This is a genomic window from Aquicoccus sp. SU-CL01552, from assembly GCF_040365005.1.
GTDB lineage: Bacteria > Pseudomonadota > Alphaproteobacteria > Rhodobacterales > Rhodobacteraceae > Antarcticimicrobium.
Window position 1 is genome coordinate 1 of the sequence record NZ_BAABWV010000029.1, and the last position, 20,625, is coordinate 20,625.

Genomic DNA, 20,625 nt, shown 5'->3' on the forward strand with positions numbered 1-20,625 from the left:
ATGGCCTCCTGTTATCGGGCGCCGGGTCCTGACCCGGCCTACGGTGGATGGGTAGGCCGGGCCAAGGCCCGGCATCCCGCTTATGCGTATTTCGACTGGATCTCGTCGCTGATGTTCTGCGGCACCGGATCGTAGTGATCGAACTGCATGGTGAACTGGGCACGGCCCGAGCTCATCGAACGCAGGGTGTTGATGTAGCCGAACATGTTGGCCAGCGGCACGAAGGCGTCGATGGCGATCGCGTTGCCGCGGGTCTCCTGTCCGGACACCTGGCCCCGACGCGACGTCAGGTCGCCGATGATGCCGCCGGTGTATTCTTCCGGCGTGATCACTTCGACCTTCATGATCGGTTCCAGCAGCTTCGCGCCGGCCTTTCTCAGACCTTCGCGCATGCACATCCGTGCCGCGATTTCGAACGCCAGAACGCTGGAGTCCACATCGTGGAACTTGCCGTCGACCAGCGCGACCTTGAAATCGATCACCGGGAAGCCGGCCAGCGGACCGGAGTCCATGACCGAGTTGATGCCCTTCTCGACGCCCGGGATGTATTCCTTGGGCACCGCGCCGCCGACGATGCGGCTCTCGAAGGAATAGCCTTCGCCCGGCTCTGTCGGCGAAATGATCATCTTCACCTCGGCGAACTGACCCGAACCACCCGACTGTTTCTTGTGGGTGTAGGTATGCTCGATCTCGTGACCGATGGTCTCGCGATAGGCAACCTGCGGGGCACCGATGTTGGCCTCGACCTTGAACTCGCGCTTGAGGCGGTCGACCAGGATGTCCAGGTGAAGTTCGCCCATGCCCTTCATGATCGTCTGACCCGATTCCAGGTCGGTTTCCACGCGGAAGGACGGGTCCTCGGCGGCCAGACGGGCCAAGCCCTGCGACATCTTCTCCTGGTCGCCCTTGGTCTTGGGCTCGACGGCGATCTCGATCACCGGATCGGGGAAGGTCATGGTTTCCAGAACCACCGGTTCCTTGATGTCACACAGGGTGTCACCCGTGGTGGTGTCCTTCAGACCGGCCAGCGCAATGATGTCGCCGGCAAATGCCTCTTCGATCTCTTCGCGGTTATTCGAGTGCATCATCATCATGCGACCGATGCGCTCTTTCTTGCCCTTGGTCGAGTTCAGGATCGAATCGCCCTTGTTCATCACGCCGGAATAGATCCGGGTGAAGGTCAGCGAACCGACGAAGGGGTCGTTCATGATCTTGAACGCCAGGCCGGCGAACGGCATGTTGTCATCCGCGCGACGGGGAATGTCGCGGGTTTCCGTCTCGTCGCCCGGCTTGAAGCCCATGTAGTCGACCACGTCCAGCGGGCTGGGCAGATAGTCGATCACGGCGTTCAGCAGCGGCTGAACACCCTTGTTCTTGAAGGCAGAGCCACAGAGAACCGGAATGAACTTGATCGCCAGGGTGCCGGCACGGATCAGACGGCGCAGGGTCGGCACGTCGGGCTCTTCGCCCTCCAGATAGGCCTCCATCGCGTCATCGTCCATTTCGACGGCGACTTCGATCATGTTGGCCCGCCATTCGTCGGCCAGGTCCTTCAGGCTGTCACGGATCGGGCGTTTTTCCCAGGACGCGCCCAGGTCTTCACCGGCCCAGACCCATTCTTCCATGGTGACCAGGTCGACCATGCCTTCCAGCTCGTTCTCGGATCCGATCGGGATCTGGATCGGGCAGGGAATCGCACCGGTGCGGTCCTTGATCATCTTCACGCAGTTGAAGAAGTCGGCGCCGATCTTGTCCATCTTGTTGACGAAGACGATGCGCGGCACCTTGTAGCGGTCGGCCTGACGCCAGACCGTCTCGGTCTGCGGCTCGACGCCGGCGTTGGCGTCCAGCACGGCGACAGCGCCGTCAAGAACCGCCAGCGAGCGTTCGACCTCGATGGTGAAGTCGACGTGACCGGGGGTGTCGATGATGTTCATCCGGTGCTTCGGAGTCTCGGCGGTAGAGCCGTCCTCGGTCCGCTCCCAGAAGGTGGTGGTCGCAGCCGAGGTGATGGTGATGCCCCGCTCCTGCTCCTGCTCCATCCAGTCCATCGTGGCCGCACCATCGTGCACCTCACCGATGTTGTGGGATTTGCCGGTGTAGAACAGGATCCGTTCCGAGCAGGTGGTCTTGCCTGCGTCGATATGGGCCATGATGCCGAAGTTGCGGTAGCGTTCGAGCGGGTAGTCGCGTGCCATGGGAATAAGCCTTTGCAGGGGTTACCAGCGGTAATGCGAGAAGGCCTTGTTGGCCTCTGCCATCTTGTGGGTGTCTTCGCGCTTTTTCACGGCGGACCCGCGGGACTGGACAGCGTCCAGAAGCTCGCCGGCGAGGCGTTCTTCCATCGTGTTCTCGTTGCGCGAGCGAGAGGCGTTGATCAGCCAGCGGATCGCCAGCGCTTCGCGGCGTTCGGGGCGAACTTCAACCGGCACCTGATAGGTGGCACCACCAACCCGGCGCGAGCGAACCTCGACCGACGGTTTGATGTTGTCCAGTGCTTCGTGGAACACCTCGACGGGGGCGCGCTTGATCTTGCCTTCAACGCGGTCCAGCGCGTTGTAGACGATCTTTTCCGCGACCGACTTCTTGCCGTCGATCATCAGGTTGTTCATGAACTTGGTCAGGATCCGGTCACCATACTTGGCGTCGGGGAGGATTTCGCGTTTTTCAGCGGCGTGACGACGAGACATCTGTTCTTCCTCTTACTTCGGACGCTTCGCGCCGTATTTCGAGCGACGCTGCTTACGGTCCTTGACGCCCTGGGTATCGAGCACGCCGCGCAGAATGTGGTAACGCACGCCGGGAAGGTCTTTGACCCGGCCGCCACGGATCAGGACCACCGAGTGTTCCTGAAGGTTGTGGCTTTCACCCGGGATATAGCTGATGACCTCGAAGCCATTGGTCAGACGGACCTTGGCAACCTTCCGCATCGCCGAGTTCGGCTTTTTCGGCGTGGTGGTGTAGACGCGGGTGCAGACGCCGCGTTTCTGCGGGCACTGCTCCAGGTGCATGGATTTCGAGCGTTTCACTTTCGGCTGCCGCGGCTTGCGGATCAGCTGTTGGATCGTTGGCATTCCGGTTCTTTCCCCGTTTCGCAACACATGTGTCAGTGCACGCATGTGCGTGCGGTTCCAATCTCGTGCGCCATACGCGTCCGCAAGCGCAAAAACCGCAATCGCTCCCATTCCGAGGTGAACGACGCGGTGGGTTATCAGAGGATCGAGGCTGTAAAGGTGCCTGGATCTTGACCACTTCAATATGAAGTCGGCGGTGGGGCGACCCCCGGTGCCGAGATAGCGGGCCGTATATGGGGAGTCGCCGGTCGTGTCAACAGGGCTTGGTCTGTCCTGTGCCTTTCCGACGGCTTGTCATGCTAGCGATCTGTTGCGAGAGTGCAATCGCAAATGCCGGAACCGGGTGGGTCCGGCGAGCAGCGGGGCGCGCAATATGCAGGTCATCGGGATTTGCCGGTTTTCCTATCTCGGTCACGGCGGGTTTCAGGTGGAACACGACGACCTCGAAGAGCGGGCCGGCTTTCTCTATGACCCGGCGCGAATGGAGGAGCGGTTCCGCACCTTCGAAACCCTCACGCTGCCATCTCTGAGGGCCCAGACCGATGGCGATTTCACCCTCTTGATCGTGACCGGAGACAGCCTGCCCGCCCCATACCTGGACCGGTTGCATGCCCTGGTCGCCGATATGCCGCAGGCCGTGATCAAGACCCATGCGCCCGGCAAGCACCGCCCGGTGATGCAGGAGGCCATCAACTCTGTCCGCCGCACGAGCAAGGAACCCTGCCTGCAGTTCCGAATGGATGACGACGACGCGGTGGCAAAGGTCTATGTCGAGCGGCTGCGCGAGACGGCGCACGATCTGCGCAAGTTCTCCCGCGGGCACCGACACATTGCCATCGATTTCAACCAGGGTTACCTGGTCGGCCTTGGCGCCACCGGCCTCTCCGCCAGCCCGACGCAGCGACCCCTCACGACCGCCGCGCTGGCGCTCATGTTCAAACCCTCGGTCAAACTCACGGTGATGAACTTCGCGCATCAGAAGCTGGCGCAGATGATGCCGACCGTCACCCTGACCGGCGAGGACATGCTGTTGCGCGGGCACAATGCCTTCAACGATTCGCGGCAGAAACCCGGAGTCAAACCGGTCGACCTCACCCCGCTCGATCCCGCGCAAGAGGCACTGTTCCGCCAAGTCTACAACGTCGATGCCGACCACGTGCGGCGGGTCTACGCCGGGGCGTGAGCCTCACTCAGCCACGCGACCGCGGTAGAAGGTAAAGAGCCCGGCAGCGGCCACGATTCCGGCCCCCAGAAGCGTCAACGGCGCCGGCCAATGTCCGAACACGACCCAGCCCAGACCCAGTGCCCAGAGCAGGCCGGTGTAGCGGAACGGCGCCGTGAACGAGACCTCGCCGACCCGCATCACCAGCACGCTGAACAGATACCCCAGCATCACGAACAGGGACGAGGCACAGATCAGCGCCGCGGTGCGGCCATCCAGCGGCACCCAGTCCACCCAGATCGAGGCCAGCCCCGCCGCCACGAATACCGACAGCGCCGAGGTCAGCGTCACGGTCATCGACGAGACCTGCGGCGACATCCGCCGGGTGGTCAGGTCGCGAACGGTCACGCAGGCCACCGCCGCCAGCGCATAGCTCGCATGCAGGCTGAACCCCTCGGGCCCCGGCCGCACGATCAGAAGCATGCCGCCGAATCCCAGCAGGATCGCCAGCATCCGGCGCCAGCCCACCCGCTCGCCAAAGAACAGCGCCGCGCCCAGCGTCACGGTCAGCGGCAGCACCTGCAAAACCGCCGTCACATTGGCCAGCGGCATGTTCATCAGCGCCGTGAGAAAGAAATAGGCCGCCGCGACCTCGGAGGCGCAGCGCAGCCCCAGCAGCACCGCGTCGCCCCGTCCCATCGACAGGTGTAACGTTCCCAGCCGTCGCGCCAGGCCGAACAGCAGGATCGAGCTGATCAGCCCGCGCAGGGTCAGAATCTGCAACAGCGGCAACGCCCCGGCGGTCGCCTTCACGCAGGTGTCGTTCAGGGTAAAGGCCGCCATGCTGCCCATCATCAGCAGCGCGCCCTTGGCGTTCGGCGTCATCGGTCAGAGCGCCTTCAACTGATCCAGCGTCGTATCGAAATGCGTGTGCAAGAGCTTTTCCATCTCTGCCTCTTTCAACTTGTGGGTCAGTCCCATCTGCGCCGGGTTCGACTTGTTGTCACCATGGATGGTGCGGATGAAGGCCGGCACAGTGATGTCGGAATAGGTGTTGAAATGCTGCGCCAGCTTGCGGTGGTTGAACCGATAGGGGTTGGCCGAGTGACCCGCCGGCGCAACCAGGGTGGTCCCGGTCGACAGCGGCGCACGCTCGCAGGCATCGAATACCTCGCTCGTGTTGCCGGTCGAGCGGACGCAGAATCCCCGGTTATAGGCGATGATGAACGGGGTTCGCGGCCCGTTCAACTTCATCAACCCGTTGGCGATCCGCTTGGTTCGTTTGACGAAGTCCTTGTCCAGCGCATCGTCGTCGTCGAGCCGGAACAGGATGCGGTGGGTGCACCCGTCCTTGGGGATCGCATTGTAGCCCTTTTGCAGCAGCTTGTAGTGGTTCTCGGTTCCCACCGGCAGGCAATGGATGTTGGGCAGCGGCTCGATCAGGTCCAGCAACCGTTCCAGGTACTGCTCCGGCATGGTCTCGGCGGTCAGTACCACCATGTCGAACTCCGGGTCGCTCTGACGAACCAGGGACGGCAGGCAAAGCTCTTCGAACAGCCGGAATCGCAGGGCCATCCGCTCGGGCGCGAACAGGTGCGCGGCGGTGTCCTCCAACGTTTTGAACCGTTCGGAATAATAGGTGGGCGTCAGTACCGAGAACCTGAGCAGGCCCACTGTCTTTGTCTTGCGGTCCATGCTCCTACTCCCTTGCCGACCGGGCACAGGAAACACCGGCAGACGCCGGAAGAAAAGCCGCAATCGCGCACCGCAACACAAAGAAAAACCCCCGCGGCGCGGGCCGCGGGGGGGGGCAGAACTCAGGCCGAAAGGCTGCGGATCAATCGCGGCTTTCGGGGGTATCGACCAGCGTGTCGAACTCGCCACCGCCGATGATGTCCTCCTCGGTCGGCGCGGCAAGGGCCGCGGCCGCCTCGGCCTCTTCACGACGGGCTTCGATCACCACGTTGTCGCGGTCCTGGGCGACACGGCGCATCTGCTGGGTCGCGCCACCGGTGCCGGCCGGGATCAGACGGCCGACAATGACGTTCTCCTTGAGACCGACCAGCTTGTCCTTCTTGCCCTGAACCGAGGCCTCGGTCAGCACGCGGGTGGTCTCCTGGAACGACGCCGCCGAGATGAACGAGCGGGTCTGCAGGCTGGCCTTGGTGATGCCCAGAAGGATCGGCTCGCCCTGTGCCGGACGGCCGCCCTTGGCGATGGTCTTCTCGTTGACCGCGTCGAACTCCTGCTTGTCGACATGCTCGCCCTTGAGCAGCGTGGTCTCACCCGAGTCGAGGATCTCCCACTTCTGCAGCATCTGGCGCACGATGACTTCGATGTGCTTGTCGTTGATCTTCACGCCCTGCAGACGATAGACGTCCTGCACCTCGTCGATCATGTAGTTGGCAAGCGCCTCGACACCCATGATCGACAGGATGTCATGCGGCGCCGGGTTGCCGTCCATGATGTAGTCGCCCTTCTGCACGAAGTCGCCTTCCTGCACCGGGATGTGCTTGCCCTTGGGCACCATGTATTCCACCGGATCCATGCTCTCGTCGGCGGGTTCGATGGTGATCCGGCGCTTGTTCTTGTAGTCGCGCCCGAACCGCACGTAGCCGTCGATCTCGGCAATGATCGCGTGGTCCTTCGGACGGCGCGCCTCGAACAGTTCCGCCACCCGCGGCAGACCGCCGGTGATGTCCTTGGTCTTGGCACCCTCGCGCGGAATCCGCGCCACGACGTCGCCGGCCTGAACCTGTTGCCCATCCTCGACCGACAGAATCGCATCCACCGACATCGGGTAGGTCACCGGGTTGCCCGCATCGTTGCGCACCGGCTCGCCTTCACCATCGACCAGGATGATCTCCGGCTTCAGCTCGTTGCCCTTGGGCGCGGCGCGCCAGTCCATGACGATCTTCTGGGTCATGCCGGTCGCATCGTCGGTCTCGTCACGCACGGCGACACCCGACACCAGGTCGACGTATTTCGCCGTCCCGGATTTTTCCGCGATGATCGGCAGGGTGTAGGGATCCCACTCGAACAGCTTGTCGCCGCGCGCGATCTTGTCGCCGTCCTTGACGAACAGTTTGGTCCCGTAGCCAAGCTTGAAGCTGGCCCGTTCCTCGCCCTGCTCATCGTTGATCAGCAACTTCATGTTGCGGCCCATCACCAACAACTCGCCGGCGGCATTCTCCAGAAGGCTGGCGTTCTCGAAGGCGATCACGCCGTCCTGGCCCGCCTCCTGGAAGCTTTGCTGGCCACCCTGGGCAACGCCACCGATGTGGAAGGTCCGCATCGTCAGCTGCGTGCCAGGTTCACCGATCGACTGCGCCGCGATGATGCCGACGGCCTCGCCGGAGTTCACCATCGTGCCGCGCGCAAGGTCACGGCCATAGCACATGGCGCAGACGCCTTCCTCGGCCTCGCAGGTCAGCGGGCTGCGGATACGGGCCGATGCCAGGCCCGACTCCTCGATGGCGTCCGCCATCCGCTCGTCGATGATCTGACCGGCGGCGACAATCACCTCGTCGGTGCCCGGCTTGACCAGGTCGTCCGCCGCGACGCGGCCCAGAAGGCGTTCGCCCAGGCTGGCGACCACTTCGCCGTCGTTGACCGCGGCCTCGACGGTGATCGCGTTCTCGGTCCCGCAATCGTGCATCCGCACGATGCAGTCCTGCGCCACATCGACAAGACGACGGGTCAGGTAGCCGGAGTTCGCAGTCTTCAACGCGGTGTCCGACAGACCCTTCCGCGCGCCGTGGGTGGAGTTGAAGTACTCCAGCACGGTCAGACCTTCCTTGAAGTTCGAGATGATCGGCGTCTCGATGATGTCGCCGTTCGGCTTGGCCATCAGGCCGCGCATGCCGCCCAGCTGCTTCATCTGCGTGACCGAGCCCCGCGCGCCCGAGTGCGCCATCATGTAGACCGAGTTCGGCTCCTGCTCGGTGCCGGCCTCGTCCGTCTTCAACGCCGAGATCGACGACATCATCGCCTCGGTGACACGATCGTTACACTTCGACCAGGCATCGACGACCTTGTTGTACTTTTCGCCCTGGGTGATCAGGCCGTCCATGTACTGTTGTTCAAAGTCCTTCACCTGACCACGGGTCTCTTCGACGATCGGCCATTTCGAATCCGGAATGACCATGTCGTCCTTGCCGAAGGAGATCCCGGCCTTGAATGCCTCGCGGAAGCCCATGGTCATGATCTGGTCGCAGAAGATGACCGACTCCTTCTGGCCGCAATAGCGGTAGACGGTGTCGATGACCTGCTGCACCTCTTTCTTGCGCAGCAGGCGGTTGACCAGTTCAAAGGGGGCCTTGGCGTTCAGCGGCAGAAGCGCGCCCAGGCGCACGCGGCCCGGGGTGGTCTCGTAGCGCTTGAGAACCTCGTTGCCCTCGTCGTCGATCTGGGTGATCCGCGCGATGATCTTGGTGTGCAGATGCACCTCGCCGGCGTCCAGCGCGTGCTGGACCTCGTCGATCGAGCCGAACATCTTGCCCTCGCCCGGCATGCCGCTGCGTTCCAGCGTCACGTAGTAGAGACCGAGGATCATATCCTGCGACGGAACGATGATCGGCGCGCCGTTCGCGGGCGACAGAACGTTGTTCGTCGACATCATCAACACGCGCGCTTCCAACTGGGCCTCGAGGCTCAGCGGCACGTGCACGGCCATCTGGTCACCGTCAAAGTCGGCGTTGAAGGCCGAACAGACCAGCGGGTGAAGCTGGATCGCCTTGCCCTCGATCAGCGTGGGTTCGAAGGCCTGGATGCCAAGACGGTGCAGCGTCGGCGCGCGGTTGAGCATCACCGGGTGTTCGCGGATCACCTCGTCAAGGATGTCCCAAACCTCGGGACGCTCTTTCTCGACCAGTTTCTTGGCCTGTTTCACGGTGCTCGACAGGCCCTTGGCCTCCAGCCGCGAATAGATGAACGGCTTGAACAGCTCCAGCGCCATCTTCTTGGGCAGGCCGCACTGGTGCAGCTTCAGCTCGGGGCCGGTCACGATGACCGAACGGCCGGAGAAGTCGACGCGTTTACCCAAGAGGTTCTGGCGGAAGCGACCCTGCTTGCCCTTCAGCATGTCGGACAACGATTTCAGCGGGCGCTTGTTGGCGCCGGTGATCACGCGACCGCGACGGCCGTTGTCGAACAGCGCATCGACCGATTCCTGCAGCATCCGCTTTTCGTTGCGCACGATGATGTCGGGCGCACGCAGCTCGATCAGCCGCTTCAGGCGGTTGTTCCGGTTGATCACCCGGCGATACAGGTCGTTCAGGTCCGAGGTGGCGAAACGACCGCCGTCCAGCGGCACCAGCGGGCGCAGTTCCGGCGGAATGACCGGGATCACGGTCATGATCATCCACTCCGGGCGGTTGCCCGATTCAAGGAAGCTCTCGACCACTTTCAGCCGCTTGATGATCTTCTTGGGCTTCAGCTCGCCGGTGGCCTCGGCCAGGTCGGCGCGCAGCTGCTCGGCCTCGGATTCAAGGTCGATCGCGGCCAGCATCTCGCGGATCGCCTCGGCGCCGATGTTGGCGGTGAAGGCGTCCATGCCATAGACATCCTGGGCGTCCATGAACTCTTCTTCGGTCATCATCTGGCCGTAGGTCAGATCGGTCAGACCGGGTTCGATCACCACGTAGTTCTCGAAGTAGAGCACGCGTTCCAGATCGCGCAGCGTCATGTCCAGCATCAGGCCGATGCGGCTGGGCAGCGATTTCAGGAACCAGATGTGGGCCACGGGCGCGGCCAGCTCGATATGGCCCATGCGCTCGCGGCGAACCTTCTGCAGCGTCACCTCGACACCGCATTTCTCGCAGACGACGCCGCGATACTTCATCCGCTTGTACTTGCCGCAGAGGCATTCGTAGTCCTTGATCGGACCGAAGATACGGGCACAGAACAGACCGTCGCGCTCGGGCTTGAACGTACGGTAGTTGATGGTTTCCGGCTTCTTGATCTCGCCGTAGGACCACGACAGGATCCGCTCGGGCGAGGCCAGCGAGACCTTGATTTCGTCAAAGACCTTGGGCGGGGTCAGCGGGTTGAACGGGTTGTTCGTGATTTCCTGGTTCATTTTCTAATCCTTAGAGGCTGGCGGTGGAGAGGTGCTGGGATGGTCCCTGCCCCGCGACGAATCCGCGGGGCGGGGGAAACCCGCGCGTTAGTCCTCATCCTCCGCATCCAGGAGTTCCATGTTCAGGCCGAGGCCACGGACTTCCTTCACCAGAACGTTGAAGGATTCGGGCACGCCGGCCTCGAAATTGTCCTCGCCCTTGACGATGCTCTCGTAGACCTTGGTTCGGCCGGCCACGTCGTCCGACTTGACCGTCAGCATCTCCTGCAGGGTGTAGGCGGCGCCATAGGCTTCCAGCGCCCAGACCTCCATCTCCCCGAAACGCTGACCGCCGAACTGCGCCTTGCCGCCCAGCGGCTGCTGGGTGACCAGGCTGTATGGCCCGGTCGACCGCGCGTGGATCTTGTCGTCCACCAGGTGGTGCAGCTTGAGCAGGTACTTCATGCCCACGGTGACCGGACGTGCGAACTGCTCGCCGGTGCGGCCGTCGTAAAGGATGGACTGGCCCGAGGTGTCGAAACCGGCACGCGTCAGCGCGTCGTTGATGTCGGCCTCTTTCGCCCCGTCGAACACCGGCGTTGCGATCGGAACCCCGCGGGTGACATTCGCGGCCGCCTCAAGCAGGCTTTCCTCGTCCATGCCGGCGATGCCCTCTTCATAGACATCCTCGCCATAGGCGTGGCGCATCGCGTCGCGCACCGGGGTCAGATCACCCGAGCGGCGATACTCCTGCAGCGCGTCGTCGATCTTGAGCCCGAGGCCGCGACCGGCCCAGCCCATGTGGGTTTCCAGGATCTGACCGACGTTCATCCGCGACGGCACGCCGAGCGGGTTGAGGCAGAAGTCGACCGGCGTCCCGTCCTGCAGGAACGGCATGTCCTCCATCGGCACAACGCGCGAGACCACGCCCTTGTTGCCGTGGCGACCGGCCATCTTGTCCCCCGGCTGCAGCTTGCGCTTCACCGCGATAAAGACCTTGACCATCTTCATCACGCCCGGCGGCAGGTCGTCGCCGCGGCGAACCTTCTCGACCTTGTCCTCGAAGCGGGCGTCGAGGGCGCGTTTCTGCACCTCGTACTGCTCGTGCAGCGCCTCGACGATCTGGGCGTCGCTCTCCTCGGCCAGCGCCAGTTGCCACCATTGGCCACGGCTCAGGCTGTCGAGCAGATCCTCGGTGATCTCCGAGCCCGCCTTGATGCCCTTGGGGCCCTTGGCGGCGGTCTTGCCCAGGATCATCGACCGCAGACGCGCGTAGATGTTGCGATCCAGGATCGCCAGCTCGTCGTCGCGGTCACGCGCCAGGCGCTCGACCTCTTCGCGCTCGATCTGCAGCGCGCGCTCGTCCTTCTCCACACCGTGACGGTTGAAGACGCGGACCTCGACCACGGTGCCGAAATCGCCCGGCTTCACCCGGAGCGAGGTATCACGCACGTCGCTGGCCTTTTCGCCGAAGATGGCGCGCAGCAGCTTTTCTTCCGGGGTCATCGGGCTTTCGCCCTTGGGGGTGATCTTGCCCACCAGGATATCGCCCGGCTCCACGTCGGCACCGATATAGACGATGCCGGCCTCGTCGAGGTTGCGCAGGGCCTCCTCGCCGACGTTGGGGATGTCGCGGGTGATCTCTTCCGGCCCAAGCTTGGTATCGCGCGCGGCGACCTCGAATTCCTCGATATGGATCGAGGTATAGACGTCATCGCGCGAAATGCGCTCGGAGATCAGGATCGAGTCCTCGTAGTTGTAGCCGTTCCACGGCATGAAGGCGACGACCACGTTCTTGCCCAGGGCCAGTTCGCCCATGTCGGTCGACGGGCCATCGGCGATCACCTCACCCTTGCCGACGGTCTGGCCGACCTTCACCAGCGGACGTTGGTTGATACAGGTGTTCTGGTTCGACCGCTGGAACTTGCGCAGACGGTAGATATCCACGCCGGCATCACCCAGTTCCAGGTCCTCGGTGGCCCGGATCACGACCCGCTGGGCGTCGACCTGGTCGATCACCCCGGCCCGGCGGGCCTGGATCGCAGCGCCGGAGTCGATGGCGACCTTGCCCTCGATGCCGGTTCCGACCAGCGGCGCCTCGGCGCGCAGCAGCGGCACCGCCTGACGTTGCATGTTCGACCCCATCAGGGCGCGGTTGGCGTCGTCGTTTTCAAGGAACGGGATCAGCGAGGCCGCGACCGACACCAGCTGTTTCGGCGACACGTCGATCAGGTCCACGCTTTCGCGCGGGGCCAGCGTGTAATCGCCCGACTGCCGGGTCGATACCAGGTCGTTGATGAACTTGCCGTTCTCGTCCAGCGTCGCGTTGGCCTGCGCCACCGTGTGGCGCATTTCCTCGGTCGCCGACATGTAGTGCACTTCATCGGTGACCTGGGCCTCGTTCACCACGCGGTAGGGCGTTTCGATGAAGCCGTACTTGTTGACGCGTGCAAAGGTCGCAAGGCTGTTGATCAGACCGATGTTCGGGCCTTCCGGCGTCTCGATCGGGCACATCCGGCCATAGTGAGTCGGGTGCACGTCGCGCACCTCGAAGCCCGCGCGTTCACGCGTCAGGCCGCCCGGCCCAAGCGCGGAGAGGCGCCGCTTGTGGGTCACCTCGGACAGCGGGTTAGTCTGGTCCATGAACTGCGACAGCTGCGACGAACCGAAGAATTCGCGCACCGCGGCCGCGGCGGGTTTCGCGTTGATCAGGTCCTGCGGCATCACCGTGTCGATCTCGACACTGGACATGCGCTCCTTGATCGCGCGTTCCATGCGCAGCAGACCGACGCGGTACTGGTTCTCCATAAGCTCGCCGACCGAGCGCACCCGGCGGTTGCCAAGGTGGTCAATGTCGTCGATGTCGCCCTTGCCGTCGCGCAGTTCCACCAGCGCCTTGATGCAGGCCACGATATCCTCGCGACGCAGGGTGCGCTGGGTGTCCTCGGCGTCGAGCGCGAGGCGCATGTTCATCTTGACCCGGCCAACGGCGCTGAGGTCATAGCGCTCGCTGTCAAAGAACAGCGTATCGAACAGCGCGCTGGCGGCCTCGACGGTGGGCGGCTCGCCCGGACGCATGACGCGATAGATGTCCATGAGCGCGGTGTCGCGGCCCATGTTCTTGTCCATCGCCATGGTGTTGCGGATGTAGGGACCGACGTTGATGTTGTCGATGTCGAGCACCGGGATCTCGGTGACGCCGGCATCCAGCAGTTCCTTAACCGAACCGCCGATCAGCGTGCCGTCCTTGTCGTACTCCAGCGTCAGCTCGTCGCCGGCCTCGACATAGATCGCGCCGGTCTCTTCGTTGATGATGTCCTTGGCGACGAACTTGCCGACGATATGCTCGAACGGCACCAGCAGGTCGGTCACCGCGCCCTCGTCGATCAGCTTCTTGACCGCGCGCGGCGTCACCTTCTTGGTGGCCTCGGCGATCACCTCGCCAGTTGCGGCATCGACCAGGTCATAGGTCGGACGGGTACCGCGCACACGCTCGGGGAAGAACGGGGTGACCCAGCCCTCGCCCTTGCGCAGGGTAAAGGTGACGGTCTCGTAGTAGGCATCCATGATGCCTTCCTGGTCCAGCCCCAGCGCATAGAGCAGCGTGGTCACCGGCAGCTTGCGGCGACGGTCGATACGGGCAAAGACGATGTCCTTGGCGTCGAATTCGAAGTCCAGCCAGCTACCGCGATACGGGATGATGCGGCAGGCGAACAGCAGCTTGCCCGAGCTGTGCGTCTTGCCCTTGTCGTGGTCAAAGAACACACCGGGCGACCGGTGCATCTGGCTCACGATGACCCGCTCGGTGCCGTTGACGACAAAGGTGCCGTTCGGTGTCATGAGCGGCATGTCGCCCATGAACACGTCCTGCTCCTTGATGTCCTTCACCGACTTAGCGCCGGTATCCTCGTCGATATCGAACACGATCAGCCGCAGCGTGACCTTCAGCGGCGCGCTGTAGGTCATGTCGCGCTGCATGCATTCTTCAACGTCGTACTTCGGCTTTTCCAGCTCGTATTTCACGAACTCCAGAACTGCGGTCTCGTTGAAGTCCTTGATCGGAAAGACCGACTGGAACACGCCCTTGATCCCCTCGCCGTCCTGCGGGTCGGGCTGATCACCGGAGTTCAGGAACAGGTCGTAAGAGGATTTCTGAACCTCGATGAGGTTCGGCATCTCCAGCACTTCGCGGATCTTGCCATAATATTTACGCAGGCGTTTCTGGCCAAGGAAGGATTGCGCCATGTCAGTGGTCACCTTTTCAGTTTCTCACCGGACAACACAGCCGCCGGGCCACGGCCGCTTGCCCATACGAGAGTGCACGCTCGGATCAATTCGCGGCCACCGTCCCGACTGGCGGCCTTCCCGATCCCTGAACCGCGCCTTAGAAAGGGTCCGCGCCGGGCCCTTTCTAAGACAGGTTCGGCTGGACCCGGGACACCCGGATCCAGCCCATCATATCTGCGGCGCGCGCCGCGCACCGAGGTGGCTCAGGCCACTTCGACTTCGGCGCCAGCTGCTTCCAGCTTGCCTTTGACGTCTTCGGCTTCGTCTTTCGACACGCCTTCCTTGATCTTGCCGCCAGCTTCCACCAGTTCCTTGGCTTCTTTCAGGCCCAGACCGGTCAGCGCACGAACTTCCTTGATCACGTTGATCTTGGAGGCGCCGGCGTTCTTCAGAACGACGTCGAATTCGGTCTTTTCTTCTTCGGCACCACCGGCGTCACCGGCCGGGCCTGCCATCATGACAGCGCCGCCAGCGGCGGGCTCGATGCCATATTCGTCCTTCAGGATGGTTTTCAGTTCCTGGGCTTCCAGGAGCGTCAGACCAACGATCTCTTCCGCGAGTTTCTTCAGATCAGCCATTTTATCAGCTCTTTCCGTTTTGATGTGTATTCCAACGTGAGGGGCTCCACCCTACGCCGGTCAGTACCAGTCGCTCTCCGCTTACGCGGCTTCCGCCTTCTCTTCGATGGTCGAAAGAATGCTTGCGATATTGCTTGCAGGTGCGCCAATTGCCCCGGCGATATTGGAGGCTGGTGCGCCGAGCATGCCGGCGATCGTCGCGATGAGCTCATCGCGCGACGGCATTTTCGACACGGCCTCGACACCGGCCCGGTCCAGAGCGTTTTCACCCATTGCACCGCCAAGGATTTCGAACTTCTTGTTCTCTTTGGCGAAGTCCTCGGCAACCTTGGCCGCAGCCACAGGATCCTCGGAATAGGTCAGAACGGTCATGCCGGTCAGCAGGTCCACCATGCTTGCGCAGGGCTTACCCTCAAGGGCGATTTTGGCGAGCCTGTTCTTGGCAACACGCACAGACCCACCCGCTTCGCGTGCACGCGCGCGCAGGTCCTGCATCTCGGCAACTGTCAGACCGGTGTAGTGGGAAACCACCACAACGCCAGAGCTTTCGAAGATTTGGCCGAGTTCCTCGACCACTTTCTCTTTCTGGGCTCTATCCACAGTTCTCTCCAAGTTTGGGGCGCCATCCCGCGCCCCGGCTCAAGTTTGCCGGGCAAGGCCCGGCGTTCAGGTCCGATTTACGGGATTGAGCCAAAAACCGCCCGAGGACAAAGCCCCCGGCCAATCTGGTCTTTACCCGTCTCAGGCAGGAAATTAAGACGCAAGCGCCACCCGCCGTCTTGGACGAAACGAAATAAAGCGCACGACGAATCGCACGCTTTATCTCAGGCACCTCATTAGGCCGAAACGAAGAGCTTTCCAAGGGGTAAATCGCGGGTTCGGCGTCGCAGCGCGCGATTAATCCTGCCCGTCCCCGAAGACAGCCCGCACCGGCGCGTCGAAATCCAGGTCCAACTCCAGCCGCGCGCCCACCGCCTCAAGGCGCAACAGCGCGGCATCATCCATCACGTGCATCGCGTCATACAGCGCCCGCAGACGCCCGTCCGGGTCGCCCGAGGCCATCGCCTCCCCGATCCGGCGGGTCAGCGGCGTGGTGAACCCGCGCGACTCCGACCGCCAGCCCAGCTTGCGCCGCCAGGCCTCGAAATCATAGCCGATCATGTGCAACAGAAACGCCCGCTGCGCCGCGCCCACGATCCGCTCGTTCACCTGCGCACCGTCGGGCAGTTCCACCCAGTGCTGGCGCGCGCGGACGTCCGGCAACCCGGTACGGGTGGCCGATTTGCCCTGCGGGTGCCCGACCAGCCCCTTGCGGCGCGGCCCGAACAGCGCCTTGTTCTCGCCGTACACCTCGCCGGCAGCAGCACGCTCCATCGGCAGGCGGAATTGTAGGCGCTCTCTCGGTGTCACCGGGCGCACCGCCTCGGCAGTCAGAACGCGGACCGCCTCGATCCCCCGCGGCTGCGACCCCAGCAGCGTGGCAATGCTGCGCCCTTCCACGTGCAGGAATTCGTCCGCATCCACGTTCAGGAACCACGGCTCATCGGAGCGATGATAGGCCCAGGTCAGCGCGGCGTTCTGGCGTTTGGGGAAATTGGTATCGGGCGTCATGCCCAGCATCTCCCAGAACTCCGGCGTGCAGCGCACGCACTCGATCCGGGGATGGTCACCCAGGACCCCGATCGCGGGGTCCTGGGGATTGTCGAACAGCAGCAGGAGCGAACTTGCGCCCTCGGCCAGATACCACGCCGCGAAGCGCCGCGTATCGGCCAGGCTCTCGTTCAGGATCGCGGCGGCGCGCCACTCGCCCTGCATGCGACCGGCTTTACTCGCCCGCGGCGTCGGCCACGTCGATGGTCACGCCCGGACCCATGGTCGAGGTCAGCGCGATCTTCTTCATGTAGGTGCCCTTGGCGCCCGACGGCTTGGCCTTGGCCACCGCACCGATGAAGGCACGGACGTTCTCGACCAGCTTGGCTTCGTCGAACGAGGCCTTGCCGACACCGGCATGCACGACACCGGCCTTCTCGGCCTTGAACTGGACCTGGCCGCCCTTGGCGTCCTTGACCGCCTGCGCCACGTCCATGGTCACGGTCCCGACCTTGGGGTTCGGCATCAGGTTGCGCGGCCCCAGCACCTTGCCCAGACGGCCGACGATCGGCATCATGTCCGGGGTGGCGATGCAGCGGTCGAACTCGATGGTGCCGTTCTGGACGGTTTCCATCAGATCCTCGGCCCCGATGATGTCAGCGCCGGCCTCTTTCGCCTCGTCAGCCTTTGCCCCACGGGCAAAGACGGCGACGCGGACGGTCTTGCCGGTGCCGTTGGGCAGGCCGACGACACCCCGGACCATCTGGTCGGCGTGGCGCGGATCGACGCCTAGGTTCATCGCGATCTCGACGGTCTCGTCGAACTTGGCGTTGGCGTTGCCCTTGATCAGGGCGACAGCTTCCTCGACCGACAGGTTTTCCTTGCCGGCAAGGGCTTCGCGCGCAGCGCGGGTGCGTTTTCCGAGCTTGGCCATATTACTTCACCTCGATGCCCATGGAGCGGGCGGAGCCCAGGATGATCTGCATCGCCGCCTCGATATCGTTGGCGCTGAGATCCTTCATCTTCGCCTCGGCGATTTCGCGCACCTGCGCGACGGTCACCGAACCCACGGTCTCGCGACCCGGGTTGTTGGCGCCGGACTTCAGCTTGGCCGCCTTGCGCAGGTAGAAAGACGCCGGCGGCGTCTTGATGTCCATGGTGAAGGACTTGTCCTGGTAGTAGGTGATCACGGTCGGGCACGGCGCACCGGGCTCCATGTCTGCGGTCTTGGCGTTGAACGCCTTGCAGAATTCCATGATGTTAATGCCGCGCTGACCCAGCGCCGGACCGACCGGCGGGGAGGGGTTCGCTTGACCGGCGGGGACTTGAAGCTTCATGCTCCCGACGAGTTTCTTGGCCATTGGCCTTCTCCTTTTCCAACACCCTCGGAACGCGTCCCTCGGGCCTTTTGTTGTGTGGTCCGGATACCGGCGACGCGTCGCCGGCAGCCTCCCACGCTAGTTCACGTCAGCCCTGCTTGGTGACCTGAGTGAATTCCAGTTCGACCGGCGTCTCGCGGCCGAAGATCGACACCGACACCTTGAGGCGCTGGTTGTCCTCGTCGACCTCTTCGATCATGCCGTCGAAATCCTCGAACGGCCCGTCGTTGACTTTGACCTTCTCGCCGATCTCGAAATGGATCAGTGTACGCGGTGCTTCCTCGCCCTCCTGGACGCGGTTGAGTATCTGATTCACCTCGGCGTCCCGCATCGGCATCGGCCGCCCCTGCGGCCCCAGAAAGCCGGTGACGCGGTTGATCGAGTTGATCAGGTGATAGCCCCGGTCGGACATCTCCATGTGCACCAGCACGTAACCGGGCATGAAGCGACGCTCGGCCGTGACCTTCTTGCCGCGGCGCACCTCGATGACCTCTTCGGTCGGCACCAGAACCTCGTCGATCTCGTCCTCGAGACCGCCCTCGGCCGCTGCGGTCCTGATCTGTTCCGCGATCTTCTTCTCGAAATTGGAAAGAACGCTGACCGAATACCACCGCTTCGCCATAAGCCCTGATGTCCTTGTCCTGTCCGGCGCAACCATCTGCGGGGCGCCGATTTTCTGCAATATCTTCAGACGGTTGATCCGCCATCTCCGGAATAAAAAGCGGCGCGCAGCTCGAATCGCCGCACGCCATACCCCAAAGGTTGAGGCTCACCTACAGGCAAGGAGCGCAATGATCAAGGGGGCCGGGCCGATTTCGCCCGCCCGGCGCCTAGCCGAAGTAGGTCAGCAGTTCCTGCAGGCCGAAGCGGATCAGCAGATCGACCAGCGCGAAGAAGGTCGCCGTGAGCGCGGCCATGATGAACACCATCACCGTGGTCAGGAGCACCTCGCGGCGGGTCGGCCAGACGACCTTGGCGATCTCGGCGCGGACCTGCTGGACGAACTGGAGCGGGTTGGTGGTGGCCATTTGCGAAAATCCTGTGTCAATCAGGGGGCGACATAACCGGGCAGAGCGCGGAATTCAAGGCGCGGATTGGGCAATTCGGGGGCCGGACCGTACGATCCCCGCCCCCGCACCAGAAGCCTGACACCCCGGTTCGGGGAATTCAGGGGCGGTTTCGTACAACGAGGGTAAAGCCCGACCCCGATCCCGTCAACGAAGGTTAACATCGCCTGTTCGGCGCCCCGTTGCGGGTCTCGCGCGCTGTCGCGTTACCCTTTCCTTACGCTTGCCGGATCATACCGGACCAAAGCGGGCCTGTGCCGCGTCGACCCGGAAAAGATGTCTGAGGAGGGAAATGGCAGGGGCAGCAGGGTTCGAACCCGCGACCTACGGTTTTGGAGACCGTCGCTCTACCAGCTGAGCTATACCCCTAAGGTCGCGGCCTGATTTAGGGCAGCGGCGGGGCGGACACAAGAGGGAATCTCTGCCGACCGGGGCAAACACCATTGCCCCGCGCGGTCAGGACATTATGACTGCACGCGATCGTTTGGGGGCTATCTTGAGCTTGCGCAGAAAAATCGCCGACAGTCGGGGTTTTGCCCGGGTGGTGACCGGGCTGTTCGCGGCCTACATCCGCTTTGCCCATTGCACCTCGCGCTGGCAACGCCGGGGGTTCGAGGCGATGGATGACGCGGTGCGCGCGGGCGAGCCGGTGATCTTCGTCGTCTGGCATCAGCGGCTGATGATGGCGCCCTGCATGTTCGATGTGACGCTCGGGCCGATCTGCTCGCTCACTTCGGGCGGGCGACCCGGTCGGATGGTTGGGGCGCTGCTGGAACGGTTCGGCTGGCAGAACGTCTCGATGGAAAGCCGCAAGCGCCACGTGAAACTGTCGCGGCTGGTGCTGCAGAAGATGCGCGACGGGGTTTCGGTCGGCATCGCCGCCGACGGGCCGCGCGGGCCGGCGCGGGTCAGTTCGACGGTGCCGCTGACCTGGGCGCGCTCCGCGGGCTGCCGGGTGTTCACCGTCTCGTTCTCGGCCAACCGGGTGGTGGAGTTCCCCACCTGGGACAGGATGTGGCTGCCGTCGCCGTTCTCGCGCGGGGTGTTCCTGTGCCGGGAATGGGAGGGCACGGTGCCCCGCAAGGCCAGCGAGGCAGAGATCGAGGCGTTGCGGCAGGACTTCGAGACGGCGCTGGAGGCGGTGACCGCCGAAAGCGACCAGATGACCGGGCGCCGGGGCTGAATCGCCGGGGCGCGGCACGGGTCAGCGCGTCGAGGCCGACGCCGACGATCACGCCGGAGCCCAGCTCCGCACCCTTTTTCGCGTTTCCACGGCAACGGCGAAGCCGCGTCCATCTTCTCTTCTTTCGAAATACTCCCGCCGGAGGCATCCCGACAAGGAAAAGGGCCGCCCCGATCCGGAGCGGCCCTCTGTGCTGTCAGCGGTACGGGCGGCCGGGCCGCCGCCGCCTTACTCGATGATCTTGGAG

At 63.5% G+C, this 20,625-nt stretch carries 16 protein-coding genes and 1 tRNA gene; 2 read left to right on the plus strand and 15 right to left on the minus strand.

Annotation, left to right across the window (positions count from 1 at the left end):
• Positions 1–80: 80 nt before the first annotated feature.
• From fusA to rpsL, 3 genes are read right to left on the minus strand one after another with little or no spacing between them, the layout of a single operon-like run.
• Complete coding sequence (fusA, locus tag ABWV23_RS21600; RefSeq protein WP_353351639.1) at positions 81–2,198, minus strand: elongation factor G; 2,118 nt, start codon at positions 2,196–2,198, stop codon at positions 81–83.
• A 21-nt stretch (positions 2,199–2,219) separates the two neighbouring features.
• Positions 2,220–2,690, minus strand: a complete 471-nt coding sequence (gene rpsG, locus ABWV23_RS21605) for a 30S ribosomal protein S7 (protein WP_353351641.1) — start codon at positions 2,688–2,690, stop codon at positions 2,220–2,222.
• Between the two features lie 12 nt (positions 2,691–2,702).
• Positions 2,703–3,074 carry a 30S ribosomal protein S12 gene (rpsL, locus tag ABWV23_RS21610; protein ID WP_005621086.1) on the minus strand — a complete coding sequence of 124 codons (372 nt, stop codon included), beginning with the start codon at positions 3,072–3,074 and terminating at the stop codon, positions 2,703–2,705.
• A gap of 373 nt (positions 3,075–3,447) precedes the next feature.
• On the opposite strand from rpsL, the gene ABWV23_RS21615 reads away from it, so the two are divergent.
• Positions 3,448–4,257, plus strand: a complete 810-nt coding sequence (locus ABWV23_RS21615; RefSeq protein ID WP_353351644.1) for a putative rhamnosyl transferase — start codon at positions 3,448–3,450, stop codon at positions 4,255–4,257.
• A 3-nt stretch (positions 4,258–4,260) separates the two neighbouring features.
• Here ABWV23_RS21615 and ABWV23_RS21620 read toward each other — a convergent pair whose 3' ends face one another.
• From ABWV23_RS21620 to ABWV23_RS21675, 12 genes are all read right to left on the minus strand, one after another.
• On the minus strand, positions 4,261–5,121 hold the full coding sequence (locus tag ABWV23_RS21620; RefSeq protein WP_353351647.1) for a DMT family transporter: 861 nt from the start codon (positions 5,119–5,121) through the stop codon (positions 4,261–4,263).
• 3 nt (positions 5,122–5,124) lie between these two features.
• The gene (locus ABWV23_RS21625) at positions 5,125–5,931 is read right to left on the minus strand and encodes a glycosyltransferase (protein WP_353351649.1); all 807 of its coding nucleotides are present in this window, start codon (positions 5,929–5,931) and stop codon (positions 5,125–5,127) included.
• Positions 5,932–6,073: 142 nt separating this feature from the next.
• Complete coding sequence (gene rpoC, locus ABWV23_RS21630; protein WP_353351651.1) at positions 6,074–10,315, minus strand: DNA-directed RNA polymerase subunit beta'; 4,242 nt, start codon at positions 10,313–10,315, stop codon at positions 6,074–6,076.
• Positions 10,316–10,402: 87 nt separating this feature from the next.
• Positions 10,403–14,539, minus strand: coding sequence for a DNA-directed RNA polymerase subunit beta (gene rpoB, locus ABWV23_RS21635; protein ID WP_353351653.1), 4,137 nt, complete (start codon positions 14,537–14,539; stop codon positions 10,403–10,405).
• A gap of 245 nt (positions 14,540–14,784) precedes the next feature.
• Entirely contained in the window at positions 14,785–15,159 is a 375-nt protein-coding gene (gene rplL / locus ABWV23_RS21640; protein WP_353351655.1) for a 50S ribosomal protein L7/L12, read from the minus strand.
• 81 nt (positions 15,160–15,240) lie between these two features.
• Positions 15,241–15,759 carry a 50S ribosomal protein L10 gene (gene rplJ, locus ABWV23_RS21645; protein ID WP_353351657.1) on the minus strand — a complete coding sequence of 173 codons (519 nt, stop codon included), beginning with the start codon at positions 15,757–15,759 and terminating at the stop codon, positions 15,241–15,243.
• A gap of 297 nt (positions 15,760–16,056) precedes the next feature.
• Positions 16,057–16,974, minus strand: coding sequence for a glycosyltransferase family protein (locus tag ABWV23_RS21650; RefSeq protein ID WP_353351659.1), 918 nt, complete (start codon positions 16,972–16,974; stop codon positions 16,057–16,059).
• 10 nt (positions 16,975–16,984) lie between these two features.
• Entirely contained in the window at positions 16,985–17,683 is a 699-nt protein-coding gene (gene rplA / locus ABWV23_RS21655) for a 50S ribosomal protein L1 (RefSeq protein WP_353351661.1), read from the minus strand.
• A 1-nt stretch (position 17,684) separates the two neighbouring features.
• Positions 17,685–18,110, minus strand: a complete 426-nt coding sequence (gene rplK, locus ABWV23_RS21660) for a 50S ribosomal protein L11 (RefSeq protein WP_353351663.1) — start codon at positions 18,108–18,110, stop codon at positions 17,685–17,687.
• A 106-nt stretch (positions 18,111–18,216) separates the two neighbouring features.
• Entirely contained in the window at positions 18,217–18,750 is a 534-nt protein-coding gene (nusG, locus tag ABWV23_RS21665) for a transcription termination/antitermination protein NusG (protein WP_353351665.1), read from the minus strand.
• Positions 18,751–18,958: 208 nt separating this feature from the next.
• Complete coding sequence (secE, locus tag ABWV23_RS21670) at positions 18,959–19,156, minus strand: preprotein translocase subunit SecE (RefSeq protein ID WP_353351667.1); 198 nt, start codon at positions 19,154–19,156, stop codon at positions 18,959–18,961.
• A 332-nt stretch (positions 19,157–19,488) separates the two neighbouring features.
• Positions 19,489–19,564 (minus strand) — tRNA-Trp (locus ABWV23_RS21675).
• A 133-nt stretch (positions 19,565–19,697) separates the two neighbouring features.
• Between ABWV23_RS21675 and ABWV23_RS21680 the strand changes: the two genes are divergently transcribed.
• Complete coding sequence (locus tag ABWV23_RS21680) at positions 19,698–20,378, plus strand: lysophospholipid acyltransferase family protein (RefSeq protein ID WP_353351669.1); 681 nt, start codon at positions 19,698–19,700, stop codon at positions 20,376–20,378.
• Positions 20,379–20,625 lie beyond the last annotated feature (247 nt).

Coding starts and splice junctions, on each gene's coding strand:
- rpoB (WP_353351653.1), bottom strand. CDS start 14,539: ATGGCGCAATCCTTCCTTGGCCAGAAACGCCTGCGTAAATATTATGGC.
- rpsG (WP_353351641.1), bottom strand. CDS start 2,690: ATGTCTCGTCGTCACGCCGCTGAAAAACGCGAAATCCTCCCCGACGCC.
- rpsL (WP_005621086.1), bottom strand. CDS start 3,074: ATGCCAACGATCCAACAGCTGATCCGCAAGCCGCGGCAGCCGAAAGTG.
- rpoC (WP_353351651.1), bottom strand. CDS start 10,315: ATGAACCAGGAAATCACGAACAACCCGTTCAACCCGCTGACCCCGCCC.
- nusG (WP_353351665.1), bottom strand. CDS start 18,750: ATGGCGAAGCGGTGGTATTCGGTCAGCGTTCTTTCCAATTTCGAGAAG.
- fusA (WP_353351639.1), bottom strand. CDS start 2,198: ATGGCACGCGACTACCCGCTCGAACGCTACCGCAACTTCGGCATCATG.
- secE (WP_353351667.1), bottom strand. CDS start 19,156: ATGGCCACCACCAACCCGCTCCAGTTCGTCCAGCAGGTCCGCGCCGAG.
- ABWV23_RS21620 (WP_353351647.1), bottom strand. CDS start 5,121: ATGACGCCGAACGCCAAGGGCGCGCTGCTGATGATGGGCAGCATGGCG.
- ABWV23_RS21625 (WP_353351649.1), bottom strand. CDS start 5,931: ATGGACCGCAAGACAAAGACAGTGGGCCTGCTCAGGTTCTCGGTACTG.
- rplA (WP_353351661.1), bottom strand. CDS start 17,683: ATGGCCAAGCTCGGAAAACGCACCCGCGCTGCGCGCGAAGCCCTTGCC.
- rplK (WP_353351663.1), bottom strand. CDS start 18,110: ATGGCCAAGAAACTCGTCGGGAGCATGAAGCTTCAAGTCCCCGCCGGT.
- ABWV23_RS21615 (WP_353351644.1), top strand. CDS start 3,448: ATGCAGGTCATCGGGATTTGCCGGTTTTCCTATCTCGGTCACGGCGGG.
- rplL (WP_353351655.1), bottom strand. CDS start 15,159: ATGGCTGATCTGAAGAAACTCGCGGAAGAGATCGTTGGTCTGACGCTC.
- ABWV23_RS21650 (WP_353351659.1), bottom strand. CDS start 16,974: ATGCAGGGCGAGTGGCGCGCCGCCGCGATCCTGAACGAGAGCCTGGCC.